Below are 16,316 nucleotides of genomic sequence, written 5' to 3' on the forward strand. Positions count from 1 at the left end.
CAAGCTCCGTGTTGCAATGCTGACAATCAGGCTCAAAGCACCGAAGTGCGGCCGCTCAGATCCGGGCGGTTGAAGAAGGAGGGAAGCAGCTCGACGCCAAGGCCCGGCCCTTCCATCGGATAGACATAGCCGTTCTCGATTTTCGGCACCGCCGTGACGAGCTCGTTGTACCAGCCGCGGTAGAAGGCGCGGACGGATTCCTGAATGAGCGTGTTGGGCTGGCTGAAGGACATGTGAATGGCAGCAGCAAAGCCGACAGGGCCGATGCAGTCATGCGGGGCGAAGGGACGATGCCAGGTTTCAGCCAGGGCCGCGATCTTGCGGCCTTCCGTCAGGCCGCCCGTCCAGCACAGGTCAACCATGACCACGTGAGTGGCGTTCTGGTCGAGCATGTCCTTGTAGGGCCAACGCGAGCCGAGGGTTTCGCTGGCGCAGGTCCACACGTCCGTGGACGCGGCAAACTCGCCGAGCGCCTGGGCCGAGTTCATGCGGATCGGGTCTTCGTACCAGGTCGGGGAATAGGGCTCCAGCGCCTTGGCGATCTTCTTGGCGGTGGGCAGGTTCCACAGCGAATGGAACTCGACCATGATTTCCATCTTGTCGCCAACGGCCTTGCGGATCTTCTCGAAGGGCTCGATGGCGGCCTTCATCTGTTCGGCGGTGATGTACTGGCCGCGGGTTTCCTGGGCATGCGGATCGAACGGCCAGATCTTCATGGCCGTGATGCCCTGTTCCAGCAGATTTTCGGCCAGGGCGTCCGCCCGTGTCATGAAGCCGACGAGATCCTCGTAGGGGCCTTCGTCATCGCCAAGATTCCAGTTCGAAACCGGCTTGATGTTGTTGGTCCGCACATAGCGGTAGCCGGCGCAGGTGTTGTAGACGCGGATCTTGTCCCAGCACTGCCCGCCCAGCATCTGGTGCACCGGCAGGCCGCAGACCTTGCCGAAGATGTCCCACAGGGCAATGTCGATGGCGGAAGCTGCCCGGTATTCGGCGCCGGTCGAAGACTGGGCCATCGGCAGCGACACCATTTCCTTGTGCAGGGCTTCGATGTGCAGCGGATTCTTGCCGAGCAGACGGCCTGCCAGGGTGTCGTGAATATGGGCTTCGACGGCACCGGCGCCATAGAAGGTTTCACCCAGGCCGGTGATGCCGGCATCCGTTTCGACATGAACCCACAGGACGTTGGCGAACTCTTCGAGGCGGTAGGTCTTGATGGCAGTAATTTTCATCGGAAAGCTCCGGATCACATCAGCGTGCGAGATTGGGTAGGAGAAGCGAAATGTCAGGGAAGGCCAGCAGCAGGGCCAGCATGAACAGCTGGATCAGGATGAAAGGCCAGAGTGCCCTGTAGATCACGGGGAGGGTGATTTCGGGGGGCCACGCTTCGCAGATAGAACGCGGCCGGACCGAAGGGGGCGACAGGAAGGCAACCTGCATGGTGATCGAGAAGAGCACGCCGAACCACACCAGATCGTAGCCGAGAGTTGCAACGATCGGCACGAAGATGGGCATGCACAGAAGCAGGATGCCGATCCAGTCCATGAACATGCCGAGGATGACGAAGATTGCCATCATCAGCAGTATCGTAAGGAAGGGCGAGATGTTCAGCCCGAGAATGAGGTCTGTCACGAATTTCTGCCCGCCGGACAGATTGTAGATCGACACCATGACGGCTGCGCCGAAGGTGACCCAGAGGATGATGCCGCAGGCGCGCAAGGTCTGGGTGAGGGCCTGAGCCAGCATCGCGACGCTCAACTCGCCGCGCAGCGCAATGATCACCAGCGTCATGCCAACAGCGATGTTCGCTGCCTCGGTGATGGAGGTAATACCGCCATAGATGCAGCCAAAGACCGTGAAGATCAGCACGCCGGTGGGCAGGACGCCGCGCAGGAAGACGGAGAGGGAGAAGGGGGCGGGACGCACCTCCGATGGCTTTGGCGCGGCCGCCGGATCGAGCCAGCAACGGATGGCGATGTAGATCAGATAGAAGACTGCCAGCATGAAGCCCGGAATGAACGAGCCCAGGAACAGCTTGTGCACCGAGACATCGGCCGTCAAGCCATAGACGATCAGAACAATAGACGGCGGGATCATGGTGCCCAGCGAGCCGCCCGCGCAAACAATGCCGATGGCAAGATTGCGGTCGTATTTGAGGCGCAGCATCTGCGGCAGGGCGACCAGGCCGAGCAGCACGATCTCGCCGCCGATGATGCCGCTGATTGCGGCAAGCAGCACTGAAATCACCAGTGTGACATAGCCGATGCCGCCGCGAACCCGGCCGAAGACGCTGTTGAGCGCATCATAGAGATCGCGGGCCAGTCTGGACCGCTCCAGCAATGATGCCATCAGGATGAACATCGGCACGGACAGGAAGCTGTATTCGGTGGCAAGCCCGTAGACGGTCTTGTGCGCGATGGCGAGAACCGGCAGGCCAAATTTCAGATAGGCAACCACCATCGCCAGTGAACCGGCGGCAAAGGCCAGTGGCACGCCCACGGCCATCAGTGCGAAGATGCCAAGAAGCAGGATGATCGAGATTGTCAGGATGGTCATGGCAGCCTCAGTCGATCCGGTCACTGCCGGGCCGGGGATGCCGGCTGGCGCGCAGGAAGTTGATGATTGCAAGGACAGCCATCAGGGCCGCTGCAACGACGACAAAAGGTTTGACGATTGCCGGGATTGGCGGATTCCAGGCCGTGCCGAACCGCTCGAAGGTGACAAGGGCACGCCATGCGGTCGGTGCGCCGAAGTAGGCAAGCCCACCGCAGAAAACCAGGGTTGCAGCCAGAGTGATGAAATCGAAGACACGGCGGACGGGCCGGGGCACTACGTCGTAGATCACCGAGATCCGCAGGTGATCATCCAGTGCCATGACGTAGACACCTGCCACCAGATAGACGAGAGCTGACAGGAACAAGGCCAGTTCATTGACCCAGCTTGTCGGACTGCCGAAAAGATAGCGCGCCGCCACCTCGTAAAGTGTGATGGCAACGATGACGAGCAGGGGAGAGGCGAGCAGCGCCGCCTTCGGGGTGAACTTGGGATCAGGACTTTCGGATGGTGCCGGCATGATTTCCTCGTCTGGCTGAAGGCAATGTGCGGCCGCAAGGGTGGGTGGTGCCTGCTGGGCCTCGCAGATCCGGGGGACGGGCTGGCGGCGCTATGAAGTCCGCCAGCCCCTGTCTTCCGGAACAGTCAGATGCGGCTCAGTCGAGGATGCCGAGCGACTTCATGTAGGCGACATGGGAATCATAGGCGGCCTGAGCTTCCGGGCTGCGGTTTGCCCAGTCAGCCCAGATTTCCTGTGCCACCTTGCGGAAGGCCAGACGATCCTTCTCGCTCCAGTCCTGGATGGTCACGCCGGCGGCCTTCAGTTCTGCCGCTGCCTTGCGGTCGTTGATCTCCGACTGCGTGGCTACTTCGATGGCAATGGTGTCGATGGCCGACTGAAGGACTTGCTTCTGCTCGTCGGTCAGGGAGTTCCACTTGTCGAGGTTGATGGTGACATGCTCGATCGGCATGGAGTGGAAACCGGGGTAGGTGGCAAACTTGCCGACGTCATAAAGGCCAAGGCCCTTGTTGACGGCCAGTGTCGAGGCATCTGCGCCTGCAACGGTGCCCGTGGTCATGGCGGTGAAGACCTCGCCGAACGGCATGACCACCGGAGCCGCGCCAAGCTTCTGGAAGATTTCGGATTCCATGCCGGGAGGGAGCGGAACTTCCAGCCCTTCAGGTCATCGATACCGGCGAGGGGCGTCGTGGAGCCGAGTGATTCCGGCGTGGCGACGAAGGTGCCGATCAGATGCATGTTGAACTGTTCGTAGAGCTCGTTGGCGAGATCCAGCCCGCCCGCGTTCTTGTACCAGCCAAGGATCTGGTAAGGCGTCGAGTAGCCGCCCATGACGTCGCCGTAGAACTGGAACGCGGGATTCTTGCCGGTGACATAGCCTGCGCCCGTGGCGTCGCCGTCGATGATGCCGGTTGCTGCTGCCTCAAAGGCTTCGGACGCCTTCACCACGGAGGAGTCCGTAAGCATCTGCACCTGAAGCGAGCCGCCGGACATCTTGTTCGCCAGTTCGGCGAAGCGCAGCAATGCCTTGCCCTGAAGCGATGACGCGCTGTGATGTGTCTGGAACTGCAGCGTCGTGGGGTCTGCGGCCTGGCTTGTTGCAGGCGCCATTACGGTAAGGCCAAGTGCAACAGCTCCGGCAAGACCGGTGCGAAGAATATTCATGCTGATTTCCTCCCATTTCAACAAGGCTCCCACCTCCCGGGCGCCTAATTGATATGTCGTGAAATATCACAAAATTTCAAACGCTGCAACGCGGAGATCAAGTCCGCTCGATCCAGGCATCTGAGGATGGATTAAGTGTTTGAAAAAATGACGTTTACAGGGCCATCGCCTGGGTGGCTCCTGTCCGTGGGCAGGGCACTGGCGTGCCGCTTCTGCGGCACGCCCGTTGCTCCAGGGCCGCTCCAGCAGGATTGCGTTCGGGAAGGAGGCGTTTCCGTTATTCGGGGATCAGCGGCTCGATGCTGCAGTCGAGCAGGGAAGGATCAATTTCCTTCTCCATCACGTCAAACATCGAATTGACGAACCCGATGAGCGCATCGGAGGCGTCCACCGCTTGCTCGACATGGCGGTTTGCCACCGCATTGAGCACGGCAAGATGGTGATCAACCGTACCGTCGAGGCTGAGGCTGCCGGAGGTGTGGTTGTGATGAATCCAGCCGATCCGGCGGAAGATCGTGTGCAGTGGCCTTAGGGTGTGGACGAGAAAGGGCTCGTTGCCAGCCGCCAGAATGAGCGTGTCGATGCGCCGGTCGAATGTGTTGAAGTCGTCAATCGAGATGGTTGCGCGGCGCTCCCGTATGACCTTTGCCAGATGCAGCATCTGGTTCCGCTGTGCCGGGGAGGCGTTTTCTGCCGCAAGCTTGATGACGAACCGTTCCAGATCCCGCCGCAGCCGCAGAAGCACCCGCTCGCGGGCCAGATCAATGGGCGCAATCTGCAGGCCGTGGCGCGGGCGGATATGGATCAGCGTATCTTCGGCAAGGCGGCCAACCGCCTGATGGACCGGTGTGCGGCTGATGCCGGTCAGTGTTTGCAGGTCCTGGATCGACAGGAACCTGCCGGGGCTCAGCTCGCATCTGACGATGAGGTCTTCCAGCCGTTCATAGGCGAGTTCAAACAGATTGACCGAATTGCGCCGCTTCGCCTGATCAGGCTCCGTGTTTTCCGTGTGGCTGGAATCGCTGGGTGCACGCGCCATCTTCCGATGCTTCCTTCTCCGGCAGCGCCGCACACTGTCTGCGCATGTTCTGCTGATCATGAAATATCGTAATATTTTATAGGCTGCGGCTGCGGTCTGTCAAAATGGCATTGTTTCCTGCCGGTTAAAGCCTGCGGACATCTTCCCGGCACTCCGGCCGCCGTCTGCGGTCAGAAGGGTCTCACCGCGACGTGACTCGCGCGGCGGCGAAGAATATGTATTTTGAGCAGAAGAGAGACTTGGAAGACAAGAGAGAGTTCCCCGGCCATGGGCCCTGTGCGAATGCTGATTTCACGGCTGGCGGTTGCCGCTGGGCTGCTGGTTATGGCCCTGCCGGGCAATGCGTCTGCCGCAGAGGAAAAAACGCCTCCGGTCGTTGTGGAACTTTTCACCAGCCAGGGCTGCTCGTCCTGTCCGCCGGCTGATAAGCTGCTCCAGGATCTGGCGAAAAACGCCGGTATCCTCGCTCTCTCCCTGCCAGTCGACTACTGGGACTATCTGGGCTGGAAGGACACGCTCGCCTCTCCGGAAAACTCCGAGCGCCAGCGGCTGTATTCGGCCCGCCGTGGTGACAGGTCGGTCTATACGCCGCAGATCGTCATCAACGGAGGTGAGCATGTGGTGGGCGGTGATGAACCGGCGGTGAAGGCCGCGCTGGACCGCGCCACGAAAATGACGGCCTCGGTCTCGCTGCATTCGACGCCGGACATGCTGGAAGTCACCATCGACGGAACGCTGCCCGAAGGGGCGAAGATGGCGACTGTCTATCTGCTCCATGTCATGCCTTCCAAGACAGTGGAGGTCGGCCGGGGCGAGAATGAGGGGCGCCAGGTCACCTATGTCAATGTGGTGAAGCGGCTGGAAGCGGTTGGCATGTGGTCTGGCGGCCAGATGGAGCTGAAGCTGCCCAAGCGTCCCATGAAAAAGGGCGGAAAGCGCTGCGCGGTCATTGTCCAGCTTGAAGATGACAGCGGGCCGGGGCGGATTATTGGGGCAGCCTCCAACCTGTGGGATACGGGAATCTAGCGCCTCTCTGCCCGCGACGCCCTTGCGTTCTGCCTGAAACATGCCTAAGGCCTTGCCCGAACGGGACGGTGCGCCATCAAGGCGGCCGCCTCCTGAAAGGGCGCGCGGAGTGCCGCGCCCTCAATCCGTGAGGTAGCCATGAGCCTGCGTCTGCGCATTGCCCTCGGCAGCGTGATCGTCGGTGCCGCCGTTCTTGGCCTGAAGTATCTGGCCTTTGTGTTGACCGGATCCGTGGCGCTCTACTCAGATGCGCTGGAATCCATCGTCAATGTGGCCTCATCCTTCGCCACGCTTCTGGCGGTCTGGTATGCCTCCAAGCCTGCCGATTCCAATCACCCCTATGGTCATGACAAGGCGGAGTATTTCGCTGCGGTTCTTGTGGGCGTGATGATCGTGCTTGCCGCACTGTCGATTTTCAATGCGGCCTGGGAGGGCTATCACGCCACGGAAATGGCCGATTACACGGTCAAGGGCCTTGCCGTGAACGGTCTTGCCAGTGTGCTCAATTGCGGCTGGGCAGTGCTGCTGATCCGTTTTGGCCGCAAGAACGGGTCTCCGGCACTGGAGGCTGACGGCCAGCATCTGATGACGGATGTTGTGACATCCGTGGGTGTCCTTGTGGGCGTCATTCTTGTCTTTCTGACCGGTTGGCGGCAGCTCGATTCGCTGCTCGCCGGGCTTGTCGGGCTCAACGTCCTGTGGTCCGGCTGGGTTCTGATGAAAGCTTCCGTCAGCGGCCTTATGGATGAAGCTGCTTCCACCGATGTGCAGGACATGCTGCGCGGGCTGATTTCCGAACATGGGGAAGGGGCCATCGAGGCCCATGATCTGCGTACCCGGCAAGCCGGGCGGGTCACTTTCGTGGATTTCCACCTCGTGGTTCCCGGCGAGATGAGCGTTGATGCGGCGCATGACATCTGCGACCGGATCGAGCAGGCCATTGGCAAGGCATTGTCAGGGGCCAGGGTAACGATCCATGTGGAGCCCGAGCACAAGGCCAAGCACTCGGGCATCGTGGTGCTGTGAAGGCTAGCGGGTGAGACGCAGGGCGCATTCCACGGCATCTTCCAGCCGGTCGTTGCCCCAGTAGAGCTCCCCGTCTGCGGTGACGAAGCTTGGCGCCCCGAAGACCCCGGCTGCCTCTGCTTCCGCGACCGCTGCCCGCAAGCCGATCTTCACCTCGATGCTCTCTGCTTTTGCCAGCAGCGCCTTTGCATCCAGCCCCAGTTCCAAGAGGATGCCGGCCAGAAGGCCAGTGTCGCTGATATCCCGCCCCTCGCCAAACTCTGCCATATAGACGGCGCGCACGAAGCTGCCGATCCAGGGCTCCAGCCGCCCGGCATGGGCGATGCGGGCCGCCATCAAGCCGTTCTGCGGAAAGGGGTCGGGCACGGTCAGCGGCAGGCCCATGTCCTCGCACATCCGCTCCATCTCGCGCCACATGTAGCGGCCCTTGGCCGGAAACAGGTTGAAGGGCGACGTGTCCCAGCCCTGACGGGCAAAGATGGGGCCGAGCAGAAACGGCCGCCAGACCAGGTCGATACCCCGGTCCTTGGCCACGGTTTCGATGCGCATGGCGGTGAGGTAGCTGTAGGTGGAGGCGAATTCGAACCAGAAATCGAGCCTCGGCCGTTGCTGCATGGAAAATTCCTCTTACATCTGGTCCGTCTGCGGCGCCCCGCCGCTGCGCAGATATTGGCCGAGCTTGAGAAAATAGGCTAGAGAGCCCGAATGACCGATACCGCTGCTCCTTCCGCTTTCTCCCGTGCCCGCGCTCAGATCTGTGCAATCATGCGCTGGTGCCGCGCCCACCCATTCGGGGCAGCCTTCACGTTCACGGGCGTTGTGTCACTCGTGTTTCTGACGGTGCCGGATCTCGATCTTCTGGCCAGCGGCCTGTTCTACACACCCGGCGAAGGCTTCACGGCAGCGTCCTCCCCTTCCTGCAGAAGCTGCGCTATCTCGGCCCCTATCTGGTGCAGACCGTGGCCATCATTTGCGTGCTCACCCTGCTTCTCAAGCTGCTGTTGCCGGAGCTGCCGCCGGTGATGCCTTTGCGCAAGCCGGTCTTTCTGCTGTCCACGCTGGTGCTGGGCCCCGGCATCCTGGTCAACAGCATCCTTAAGAACAACTGGGGCCGTCCGCGCCCGGTGATGGTGGAGCAGTTCGGCGGCGACATGCCGTTCATGCCGGTCTGGCTCAAGACGGACTGGTGCAGCACCAATTGCTCCTTCGTCTCGGGCGAGGGTTCGGCTAGCATGTGGCTGATGGCGCTGGCTTTCGTGGTGCCCAAGAGCTGGCGTCCGGCTGTGGTTCTGACCGTTTTGCCGCTGATGCTGGCGCTGTCGGTGAACCGGGTTGCCTTTGGCGGCCACTTCCTCTCCGACACGCTGCTGGCCTGGGGGCTGACCTTCCTGGTGATCCTGTCTGTCCACTGGTTGCTCTATGTGAAGACGCCGCGCTGGGCGCAGGACCAGAGCCTTGATGCTGGCCTGTCCGCGGCCGGCTTCCGCCTGCGCCGCGCCGTGCCGCCGGTTCTGGCTGGCATTGGCCGTGCGCTGCGGGCATTTGTGGCAAAGTTCCGTTAAAGCACGTCAGCGGCCAAGCCCCAGCTCCGCGGCAAGATCCTCTGCGCCTTTCATCACCATGCGGAAGACGGTCTCGAAACCGGCAGGCCCGCCGTAATAGGGATCGGGCACGTCCGTTTCATCTGTCTCCAGAAACAGCCGGATACTGGCAGGGGCCTCCGCCGGGCTCAGCTTGCGCAGATTGGTCAGATTGCTGCTGTCCATGGCGAGGATGTGCTCGAAGCGGCTGAAATCTGTCTTCACCACCTGCCTTGCGCGCTGGGCGGAAATGTCGATGCCATGGCGGGCTGCCACCGCGATGGAGCGCGGGTCGGGCGCTTCGCCCTGATGCCATCCGCCGGTGCCGGCCGAATCGATCAGCACCCGGTTCTTTGCGCCCAGATCCTCCACCACCTTGCGGAAGGCGCCTTCGGCGAGCGGTGAGCGGCAGATGTTGCCAAGGCAGACGAAGAGAACGGAGGTCATGGCTGGGCTCCTGTGTGATCCAAATTCTGATGAGCTTGACTCATCGGGATTTGGTCAAGCCCGTGCGGCGTCTGAGCCTTCGTATGATGTGGTGCTGGCCAGAGGTGTCTCCCGGCCTATATTCGTATGGACGCGGGAGAAGATGCCCGCGACGCGGCGGATTTCAAGACGGGAGATGCAGATGGCGGAACGTCTGACGGATGAAGAGCGTGAAAAAGCGCTGGCCCGGCTTGCGCAATGGCGGCTGGTAGACGGGCGTGATGCCATCACCCGGCGCTTTGTTTTCTCCGGGTTTGTCGAGGCTTTCGGCTTCATGGCGCAAGTGGCGCTGGTGGCGGAGCGGATGAACCATCACCCTGAATGGTCAAACGTCTACCGCACGGTGGAGGTGACGCTGTCCACCCATGATGCGGGCGGGCTGACGGCGCTGGACGTGGAGCTGGCCGCAGAAATGGACCGTATCGCCGCGCGGGCAAGCTGATCAGTCTGCGTCTTTCCTTGCGCCCCGGCGGATTGTGAAGCGCAGGGAGCCATCGTGTTTCTCCTGCGCCAGCAGCTCGTGCCCGTCCTCGTTGCACATATGCGGAATGTCGATCACCGACATCGGGTCGCTTGCTTCCACCACAAGCACCGTGCCCGGCTTCAGGTCTGTCAGTGCCCTGCGGCTGCGCAGCACGGGCAGAGGGCACTTGAGGCCCCTGAGGTCCAGATGCTGCTCCGCTGTCCATGTGTCTGGTGCCGTCATGATATCCCGCATGGTCTTGTTCTGCCTCCAGCTCTTGTCCTGCCGTGAACACTGCGTCAAGCCGCAAAGGCTTGAAACACTGCCGAAATGGCCGACATTGAAAGGGACCTGAAAGATCGCAAACGAGAAGGAAACTGCCTGTGACCAGCACGTCCACCCATGCTTCCGACGCTGATCCCCTGACCGTTCTTGATTTCTGGTGGGAGGCGGGCCGGGAGGCCTGGTTCACGCGCAGCGATGCTTTTGACGCGGATATCCGCAGTCATTTCGTGCCGCTGATGGATGATGCGGCTTCGGGCGCGCTGGATCACTGGCAGGAAACGCCGCATGGCGCGCTGGCCCTCCTGCTTCTGCTCGACCAGTTCCCGCGCAATGTCTACCGTCAGGACAAACGCGCCTTTGCGACGGATGCAAAGGCGCGGGTCATCGCGGCTGCTGCCCTGGCAAGAGGCTTTGACAAGGCCTTCCCGAAGGATGCCCGCGCGTTTTTCTATCTGCCGTTCGAGCATGCAGAAGACATGGGCGAGCAGGAAAAATCCGTCGATCTGTTCCGCCGCCTCGGGGACAAGGAATTCTATCTCTATGCCCTCATCCATCTCGACGTGATCCGCCGCTTTGGCCGTTTCCCTCACCGCAACCATGTGCTTGAGCGCGAAACGACTGAGGACGAGGCGGCCTATCTGGCCGATGGCGGTTTTTCGGCCTGAGATCAGAGGCTGCCCGTCTATTTCCCTCGAATGGTTCTCTTCGAGCAGGACGCCATCGCTGCCTTAAAAAGCAGCGGTGGCGTTTCTGTTTTTGAGTTTGCCTATAACGTATGCAAATTTTGGGAAATGGGTGAAAAATAGGCAGATATGTTGCGTTGCGGCTGCCTCCTGAACGGTCAAGTGATCGCCATGCTTCCGGTCCCTTTCATGAATCTGGCGGAAATCTGGCATTTTTCGGCCGCCTGCCAAAGTTGGCACGGTCCTTGTTTATGAGAAGGGGAAAGCCGGCCCGGCCCGCCCTCAGCGCAGGTTCCTCCCAAGGCGCAGGGAACGCGGGCCCGGTGGCCAGACCGGTCCAGTCCCGGACCGGTGACAAACAGGGGAAACGGGTAACGAGCATGAAAATCGTGATGGCCATCATCAAGCCGTTCAAGCTCGACGAGGTGCGTGACGCCCTCACGAGCATCGGCATCCAGGGACTCACAGTCACCGAGGTCAAGGGTTACGGGCGCCAGAAGGGGCACACCGAGATCTACCGCGGCACCGAATATGCAGTGAGCTTCCTGCCGAAGCTCAAGATCGAAGTCGCTGTTTCCAGCGAGTCCGTCGACAAGGTGGTGGAAGTCATCTCCGGCGCCGCCAAGACCGGCCAGATCGGCGACGGCAAGATCTTCGTCTATTCGATCGATCAGGTGGTTCGCATCCGTACCGGCGAAACCGACACAGAAGCGCTTTGAGGGGTGAGTAACATGAAGAAGTCTTTCGCTTATGCCGCAATCGGCATGGCGGTCCTCGGTCTGATGGCCGATCCGGGCCTTGCCCAGACTGCCGCTCCCGCTGCCGCCGAAGCTCCGGCCGCTGCAGCCGAGGCTCCGGTTTACGCTCTTGCCGCTGATACGGCTTACATCTTCAACACACTGCTGTTCCTGATGGGCGGCTTCCTTGTGATGTGGATGGCAGCGGGCTTTGCCATGCTGGAAGCGGGCCTTGTGCGGTCCAAGAACGTATCGATGCAGTGCCTGAAGAACATTGCTCTTTACTCCGTCGCCGGCATCCTGTTCTGGCTCACCGGCTACAATCTCATGTACACCGGCGTAGACGGCGGTTTCATGGGCTCCTTCGGTCCCTACTCCTTCGATCCGGTCGGCGGCGACGCGTTGAGCGTGGGCTACTCCACCGCTTCTGACTGGTTCTTCCAGATGGTCTTCGTCGCGACCGCCGCCTCGATCGTGTCCGGCACGCTTGCCGAGCGCGTCAAGCTGTGGCCCTTCATGCTCTTCACGGTCGTCCTGACCGGCCTGCTCTATCCGATTGCCGGTTCCTGGCAGTGGGGCAAGGGCTGGCTGTCGGTGATGGGCTTCTCCGACTTCGCCGGTTCCACACTGGTGCACTCTGTCGGCGGCTGGGCGGCTCTTGCCGGGGCGCTGGTTCTCGGTGCGCGTAAGGGCAAGTACACCTCCAGCGGCCAGGTCATCCCGATGCCGGGTTCCTCCATTCCGCTGGCCACCCTTGGCACATTCATCCTGTGGCTCGGCTGGTTCGGCTTCAACGGTGCTTCGCAGCTCGCCATGGGCACCATCGGTGACGTGACCGACATCTCCCGCATCTTCGCCAACACCAACATGGCTGCTGCTGGTGGTGTGGTTGCTGCCATGGCCCTGACCCAGATCCTCTACAAGAAGGTCGACGTCACCATGGCTCTCAACGGCGCGCTGGCTGGCCTCGTGTCCATCACCGCCGAGCCGCTGAACCCGACTGTTGCACAGGCCGTCTTCATCGGTGCCGTTGGCGGTGTTCTGGTCGTCTTCGTCGTGCCGCTGCTCGACAAGCTGAAGATCGACGACGTGGTGGGCGCCATTCCGGTCCACCTCGTCTGCGGCATCTGGGGCACCCTCATCGTGCCGCTGTCCAATGCCGAGACCTCGTATGGCATCCAGCTGGTCGGCGTTGCTGCCTATGGCGCCTTCATCTTCGTGACCTCGCTGGTTCTGTGGATGATCCTCAAGGCCACCGTCGGCATTCGCGTCAGCCCCGAGGAAGAGGCTCTCGGTCTCGACAAGGTGGAAATCGGCGTCGAAGCCTATCCGGAATTCGGTCAGGGCTCTCAGCGCCTCTGATCCGGACCAGCTCTCCCAGGAGCAGGCCATATGGCCAAACCTCAGGCCCGGGGCATATGCCCCGGGTCATTTTGTTTGGTGCTGCCCTTAAAGTGGGCATGTTTTCTTCTGTTGCATTCGTTTTGATCGCCTTGTGCCCAAATCTCTGGCGTTCAGGTCAAAAGGAAGCCGGCGGAAAGCCCTGATTTTCGCCATTTGCCCGATTGGCACGCATCTTGTTCTGGCGTTCCCCTGACGCCGCCCCATGAAGAGGCGGATTGCACGTTTGGGAGGCAATTCATGTCCACTGCACCGGCTGGCGCCGATGTGTTCTTTGTGCTGATCGGGGCCATTCTCGTCTTTGCCATGCATGGCGGGTTTGCCTTTCTCGAAGCGGGTACCGTCCGCCACAAGAACCAGGTCAATGCTCTGGTGAAGATCCTCACCGATTTTGCCATTTCCACGCTGGCCTATTTCTTCGCCGGCTATGCCATCGCCTACGGCACCACGTTCTTCGTCAGTGCGCAGGTCCTCGCCGGTGCGGACGGCACATTCGAGCCGCAGGGCCTCAGTCTGGTGAAATTCTTCTTCCTCACCACCTTTGCCGCAGCCATTCCCGCCATCATTTCCGGTGGCATTGCCGAACGGATGCGCTTCCTGCCGCAATGCCTGGCGACCGTGGTGCTCGTCGGCGTCGCCTATCCGTTGTTTGAAGGCATCGTCTGGAATGGCAATTTCGGTCTTCAGGCCATGGTCGAGGCGGCATTTGGCGCCAAGTTCCATGACTTTGCCGGGTCCGTTGTGGTGCATGCCTTCGGCGGCTGGGTGGCTCTGGCCGCCGTTCTGCTGCTGGGCGCGCGGCGCGGGCGCTATGACAAGCACGGACGCGCCATTGGCATCCCGCCGTCCTCCATTCCCTGGCTCGCGCTCGGGTCCTGGCTGCTGTGTACGGGGTGGTTTGGCTTCAACGTGATGACGGCAGCCTCGCTGGCAAATGTCTCCGGCCTCGTGGCGCTCAACTCCCTCATGGCCATGGTCGGCGGAATTCTCACCGCACTCATCGCCGGACGCAACGATCCGGGCTTTGTACACAATGGCGCACTTGCCGGCCTTGTTGCCGTTTGCGCGGGTTCCGACGTGATGCACCCGGTGGGTGCGCTGCTGGTGGGCGGAATTGCCGGTGTCATCTTCGTCAAGGGCTTCGAGATCTGCCAGAACCGCCTGAAGATCGATGATGTTCTCGGTGTCTGGCCGCTGCATGGCCTTTGTGGTGCCTGGGGCGGCGTTGCGGCGGGGGTCTTCGGTCTGGAAAGCCTTGGCGGCATGGGCGGTGTGTCGCCTCTGGCCCAGATTGCGGGCACGGGGGCAGGGGTGCTTCTTGCGCTGCTGGCTGGTTTTCTTGTTTACGGAGTGATCAAGTCCATCATCGGGCTGCGTCTCTCCCAGGAAGAGGAGTTCCGGGGTGCGGATCTGTCCATCCACCACATCAGCGCCAATCCGGAGCATGACCTTGGCCGTTGAACTGGTGCTGCTCATGCGCTGCGAACCGTGGCAGTGTCCCGTGTCTGCCACCCTATAGAGGCCTGTGCCAGTGCAATGTCCCTCGGCCTTTCCGGGGATTTGCACTGGCTGCCGGATGGGATTAAAACCCGAGATGGATGCGCGTATGGACTGTTATTTTTGACGATAAACGGAGCACGCTCATGGCAAGCAAGGATTACGCACTCGTACAGATCGCCTTTTATGCGGCGTTGATTGCTGTGCTGGGGCAGTTTCCGCCCTTCGCGATTCCGTTTCTGGCAGGCGTGCCCATCACCGCGCAGACGCTTGGCGTGATGCTGGCTGGCGTGATGCTGGGCTCTGTGCGCGGCGGCCTTTCCATGTTGCTCTTCCTCTTTGTTGTTGCGCTCGGCGCGCCCCTGCTGGCGGGCGGGCGCGGCGGGCTTGCCGTCTTTGCCGGTCCTTCTGCCGGCTTCCTCATCGGCTGGCCGGTCGGCGCCTTCGTGGCGGGCTTCATCATGGAGCGCAGCCGCAATCTGCCGGTGCTTGCCGCCGCCGCCCTTTCGGCAGCCGCGGGGGCGTTGGCATTGTCTATCTCTTCGGCATTCCTGGCCTGATGGTTCTGGCGGATCTGCCTTTCGCCAAGGCCTTGGCCGGCACTGCCATCTATCTGCCGGGTGACCTGATCAAGGTCGCGATCACCGCTGTCGTGGCACAGACGGTTGCCCGTGGCCTGCCGCGTGCCCTGCTGAGCCGGCCATGAGTTTCACCGGGGCGGAGCTGGCGCATCACGCGGCCACCCGTCCCGGCCAGACTGCGCTCGTCTGCGGCGAAGAAAGCCTGACCTTTGCCATACTCCACGAGCAGATCGAAGCACTGGCCCTTCAGATAAGCGGGTGTTTGCCTTCGCCGCAGCAAGGCCAGCCTCGCATCGGTGTCTTTCTTGAAGATCCCCTGCAGGCCTTGCTGGCCTTTTTCGCTGCGGGCCGGGCCGGGGGCATTGCGCTGATGCTCGACACCACATGGCCCGATGCGCTGCGCGATCAGATTCTGGCCGCCTCCGTTCCTGACCTTGTCATTGATGCTGCCGCTTTTCCGGCGCTGCTGGCAGGTCCGGAGGACCGGAAGGCAACGGCGGGGGCGCCGCTGCCCTTTCCCGCGCCCGAAGATCTTTTCTATGCCGGCTTCACTTCCGGCTCCACTGGTGTACCCAAGGGCTTTGCCCGTACCCACCGCTCCTGGACAGAGAGCTTCCGCCTGAGCGCAGCTGCATTTGGCACGTCACCTGAGGACAAGGTGCTGGTCTGCGGAGGGCTTGTGCATTCACTGCATCTCTATGCGGCGGTTGAAGGGCTTTGTGCCGGCGCCAGCGTCGAGGTGATGCCGCGCTTTCAGCCGAAGGCCGTTGCCCGCCGTCTGGCAGACGCCGGGATGACCATCCTTTACGCTACCCCCACCCAGTTGCAGCTGATCCTGCGTGATGTGGAGACCGCACCGGCCTTGCGGCTTGTCCTGTCGAGCGGCGCCAAGCTGCAGCCAGAGGATCGGCAGATGCTCTCCCGCCATCTCCCCGGCGCGCGGACTTGTGAGTTCTACGGTGCCTCCGAGATGAGTTTCATCTCCCTGCAGGATGGAACGGCCCCCGAAGCCTCGGTCGGCCGCCCCTTTCCGGGTGTGGATACCAGTATCCGCGATGCGCAGGGCCGCGTTCTGCCTCCTGGTCAGGTTGGGCATCTGTGGGTGCGCAGCCCATTGTTGTTCGATCGTTATATCTGCGGCGGCGGCGAAGAAGTGCGCTGGCAGGATGGCTGGCTGACCATCGGTGACCGGGGCTGGATCGATGAGGCGGGCTTTCTCTATCTCGCTGGCCGTGACAAGCGGATGATCAACAGTTCCGGGCTCAATATCTTTCC

General features: G+C 61.6%; 20 protein-coding genes (1 of these 20 cut by a window edge). 11 read left to right on the forward strand and 9 right to left on the reverse strand.

The annotated features are described in order from the left end of the window. Positions 1-32: 32 nt before the first annotated feature. The 6 genes from ACQB61_RS19930 to ACQB61_RS19955 form a co-directional block, all read right to left on the reverse strand. Complete coding sequence (locus tag ACQB61_RS19930; RefSeq protein WP_334250890.1) at positions 33-1,232, reverse strand: mandelate racemase/muconate lactonizing enzyme family protein; 1,200 nt, start codon at positions 1,230-1,232, stop codon at positions 33-35. 19 nt (positions 1,233-1,251) lie between these two features. Continuing rightward, a complete protein-coding gene (locus ACQB61_RS19935; protein ID WP_430514028.1) occupies positions 1,252-2,556 on the reverse strand; it encodes a TRAP transporter large permease in 1,305 nt (434 codons plus the stop codon). Positions 2,557-2,563: 7 nt separating this feature from the next. After that, entirely contained in the window at positions 2,564-3,073 is a 510-nt protein-coding gene (locus ACQB61_RS19940) for a TRAP transporter small permease subunit (protein WP_430514029.1), read from the reverse strand. A 136-nt stretch (positions 3,074-3,209) separates the two neighbouring features. Beyond that, positions 3,210-3,659, reverse strand: a complete 450-nt coding sequence (gene dctP / locus ACQB61_RS19945) for a TRAP transporter substrate-binding protein DctP (protein ID WP_430514030.1) — start codon at positions 3,657-3,659, stop codon at positions 3,210-3,212. Then, positions 3,629-4,237: a hypothetical protein gene (locus ACQB61_RS19950; RefSeq protein ID WP_430514031.1), complete on the reverse strand. Its 609-nt coding sequence runs from the start codon at positions 4,235-4,237 to the stop codon at positions 3,629-3,631. Before ACQB61_RS19950 ends, dctP begins: the two co-directional genes overlap by 31 nt. A gap of 277 nt (positions 4,238-4,514) precedes the next feature. After that, positions 4,515-5,276, reverse strand: coding sequence for a GntR family transcriptional regulator (locus ACQB61_RS19955; protein ID WP_430514032.1), 762 nt, complete (start codon positions 5,274-5,276; stop codon positions 4,515-4,517). Positions 5,277-5,558: 282 nt separating this feature from the next. Here ACQB61_RS19955 and ACQB61_RS19960 point away from each other — a divergent pair, with 282 nt between their 5' ends. Together ACQB61_RS19960 and ACQB61_RS19965 are read left to right on the forward strand one after the other, a co-directional pair. Next, positions 5,559-6,302: a DUF1223 domain-containing protein gene (locus ACQB61_RS19960; RefSeq protein WP_430514033.1), complete on the forward strand. Its 744-nt coding sequence runs from the start codon at positions 5,559-5,561 to the stop codon at positions 6,300-6,302. 138 nt (positions 6,303-6,440) lie between these two features. Further along, positions 6,441-7,328 (forward strand): cation diffusion facilitator family transporter, encoded by an 888-nt coding sequence (locus tag ACQB61_RS19965; RefSeq protein WP_430514034.1) that lies wholly within the window; start codon positions 6,441-6,443, stop codon positions 7,326-7,328. A gap of 3 nt (positions 7,329-7,331) precedes the next feature. Here ACQB61_RS19965 and ACQB61_RS19970 read toward each other — a convergent pair whose 3' ends face one another. Further along, a complete protein-coding gene (locus tag ACQB61_RS19970; protein ID WP_430514035.1) occupies positions 7,332-7,943 on the reverse strand; it encodes a 2-hydroxychromene-2-carboxylate isomerase in 612 nt (203 codons plus the stop codon). A gap of 344 nt (positions 7,944-8,287) precedes the next feature. Between ACQB61_RS19970 and ACQB61_RS19975 the strand changes: the two genes are divergently transcribed. Further along, positions 8,288-8,890 (forward strand): phosphatase PAP2 family protein, encoded by a 603-nt coding sequence (locus ACQB61_RS19975; RefSeq protein ID WP_430514036.1) that lies wholly within the window; start codon positions 8,288-8,290, stop codon positions 8,888-8,890. A gap of 6 nt (positions 8,891-8,896) precedes the next feature. On the opposite strand, the gene ACQB61_RS19980 is transcribed toward ACQB61_RS19975, so the two are convergent. After that, positions 8,897-9,355: a low molecular weight protein-tyrosine-phosphatase gene (locus tag ACQB61_RS19980; RefSeq protein WP_430514037.1), complete on the reverse strand. Its 459-nt coding sequence runs from the start codon at positions 9,353-9,355 to the stop codon at positions 8,897-8,899. A gap of 181 nt (positions 9,356-9,536) precedes the next feature. Between ACQB61_RS19980 and ACQB61_RS19985 the strand changes: the two genes are divergently transcribed. Further along, a complete protein-coding gene (locus ACQB61_RS19985; RefSeq protein WP_430514038.1) occupies positions 9,537-9,836 on the forward strand; it encodes a 4a-hydroxytetrahydrobiopterin dehydratase in 300 nt (99 codons plus the stop codon). Here ACQB61_RS19985 and ACQB61_RS19990 read toward each other — a convergent pair whose 3' ends face one another. Further along, positions 9,837-10,100, reverse strand: a complete 264-nt coding sequence (locus ACQB61_RS19990) for a sulfurtransferase TusA family protein (protein ID WP_430514039.1) — start codon at positions 10,098-10,100, stop codon at positions 9,837-9,839. Between the two features lie 140 nt (positions 10,101-10,240). On the opposite strand from ACQB61_RS19990, the gene ACQB61_RS19995 reads away from it, so the two are divergent. The 7 genes from ACQB61_RS19995 to ACQB61_RS20025 all read left to right on the forward strand — a co-directional run. Beyond that, positions 10,241-10,807: a DUF924 family protein gene (locus ACQB61_RS19995; protein WP_430514040.1), complete on the forward strand. Its 567-nt coding sequence runs from the start codon at positions 10,241-10,243 to the stop codon at positions 10,805-10,807. Positions 10,808-11,205: 398 nt separating this feature from the next. Further along, positions 11,206-11,544, forward strand: coding sequence for a P-II family nitrogen regulator (locus tag ACQB61_RS20000; RefSeq protein ID WP_026355689.1), 339 nt, complete (start codon positions 11,206-11,208; stop codon positions 11,542-11,544). Between the two features lie 12 nt (positions 11,545-11,556). Next, positions 11,557-12,924 (forward strand): ammonium transporter, encoded by a 1,368-nt coding sequence (locus tag ACQB61_RS20005; RefSeq protein ID WP_430514041.1) that lies wholly within the window; start codon positions 11,557-11,559, stop codon positions 12,922-12,924. Positions 12,925-13,203: 279 nt separating this feature from the next. After that, positions 13,204-14,424, forward strand: a complete 1,221-nt coding sequence (locus tag ACQB61_RS20010; protein WP_430514042.1) for an ammonium transporter — start codon at positions 13,204-13,206, stop codon at positions 14,422-14,424. A 182-nt stretch (positions 14,425-14,606) separates the two neighbouring features. After that, on the forward strand, positions 14,607-15,020 hold the full coding sequence (locus ACQB61_RS20015) for a biotin transporter BioY (protein ID WP_430514043.1): 414 nt from the start codon (positions 14,607-14,609) through the stop codon (positions 15,018-15,020). Beyond that, positions 15,020-15,166, forward strand: coding sequence for a hypothetical protein (locus tag ACQB61_RS20020; protein ID WP_430514044.1), 147 nt, complete (start codon positions 15,020-15,022; stop codon positions 15,164-15,166). The genes ACQB61_RS20015 and ACQB61_RS20020 overlap by 1 nt, the downstream gene beginning before the upstream one ends. Further along, on the forward strand, positions 15,163-16,316 hold the 5' portion of the coding sequence (locus ACQB61_RS20025; protein WP_430514045.1) for an AMP-binding protein. 295 nt of this gene lie beyond the right edge of the window; 1,154 of the gene's 1,449 nt are visible here — the first part of the coding sequence; it begins with the start codon at positions 15,163-15,165; the stop codon falls past the right edge of the window. The genes ACQB61_RS20020 and ACQB61_RS20025 overlap by 4 nt, the downstream gene beginning before the upstream one ends.

This window comes from Pannonibacter phragmitetus (assembly GCF_050510895.1).
Classification (GTDB): domain Bacteria; phylum Pseudomonadota; class Alphaproteobacteria; order Rhizobiales; family Stappiaceae; genus Pannonibacter; species Pannonibacter phragmitetus_B.

Bases quoted from the DNA above. Each gene is read 5' to 3' on its own strand.
- ACQB61_RS19940 (WP_430514029.1), bottom strand. From the start codon at position 3,073: ATGCCGGCACCATCCGAAAGTCCTGATCCCAAGTTCACCCCGAAGGCG.
- ACQB61_RS19950 (WP_430514031.1), bottom strand. From the start codon at position 4,237: ATGAATATTCTTCGCACCGGTCTTGCCGGAGCTGTTGCACTTGGCCTT.
- ACQB61_RS19930 (WP_334250890.1), bottom strand. From the start codon at position 1,232: ATGAAAATTACTGCCATCAAGACCTACCGCCTCGAAGAGTTCGCCAAC.
- ACQB61_RS19960 (WP_430514033.1), top strand. From the start codon at position 5,559: ATGCTGATTTCACGGCTGGCGGTTGCCGCTGGGCTGCTGGTTATGGCC.
- ACQB61_RS20010 (WP_430514042.1), top strand. From the start codon at position 13,204: ATGTCCACTGCACCGGCTGGCGCCGATGTGTTCTTTGTGCTGATCGGG.
- ACQB61_RS19965 (WP_430514034.1), top strand. From the start codon at position 6,441: ATGAGCCTGCGTCTGCGCATTGCCCTCGGCAGCGTGATCGTCGGTGCC.
- ACQB61_RS20000 (WP_026355689.1), top strand. From the start codon at position 11,206: ATGAAAATCGTGATGGCCATCATCAAGCCGTTCAAGCTCGACGAGGTG.
- ACQB61_RS19985 (WP_430514038.1), top strand. From the start codon at position 9,537: ATGGCGGAACGTCTGACGGATGAAGAGCGTGAAAAAGCGCTGGCCCGG.
- ACQB61_RS20005 (WP_430514041.1), top strand. From the start codon at position 11,557: ATGAAGAAGTCTTTCGCTTATGCCGCAATCGGCATGGCGGTCCTCGGT.
- ACQB61_RS19955 (WP_430514032.1), bottom strand. From the start codon at position 5,276: ATGGCGCGTGCACCCAGCGATTCCAGCCACACGGAAAACACGGAGCCT.
- ACQB61_RS20020 (WP_430514044.1), top strand. From the start codon at position 15,020: ATGGTTCTGGCGGATCTGCCTTTCGCCAAGGCCTTGGCCGGCACTGCC.
- ACQB61_RS19935 (WP_430514028.1), bottom strand. From the start codon at position 2,556: ATGACCATCCTGACAATCTCGATCATCCTGCTTCTTGGCATCTTCGCA.
- dctP (WP_430514030.1), bottom strand. From the start codon at position 3,659: ATGCCGTTCGGCGAGGTCTTCACCGCCATGACCACGGGCACCGTTGCA.
- ACQB61_RS19970 (WP_430514035.1), bottom strand. From the start codon at position 7,943: ATGCAGCAACGGCCGAGGCTCGATTTCTGGTTCGAATTCGCCTCCACC.
- ACQB61_RS20015 (WP_430514043.1), top strand. From the start codon at position 14,607: ATGGCAAGCAAGGATTACGCACTCGTACAGATCGCCTTTTATGCGGCG.
- ACQB61_RS19980 (WP_430514037.1), bottom strand. From the start codon at position 9,355: ATGACCTCCGTTCTCTTCGTCTGCCTTGGCAACATCTGCCGCTCACCG.
- ACQB61_RS19990 (WP_430514039.1), bottom strand. From the start codon at position 10,100: ATGACGGCACCAGACACATGGACAGCGGAGCAGCATCTGGACCTCAGG.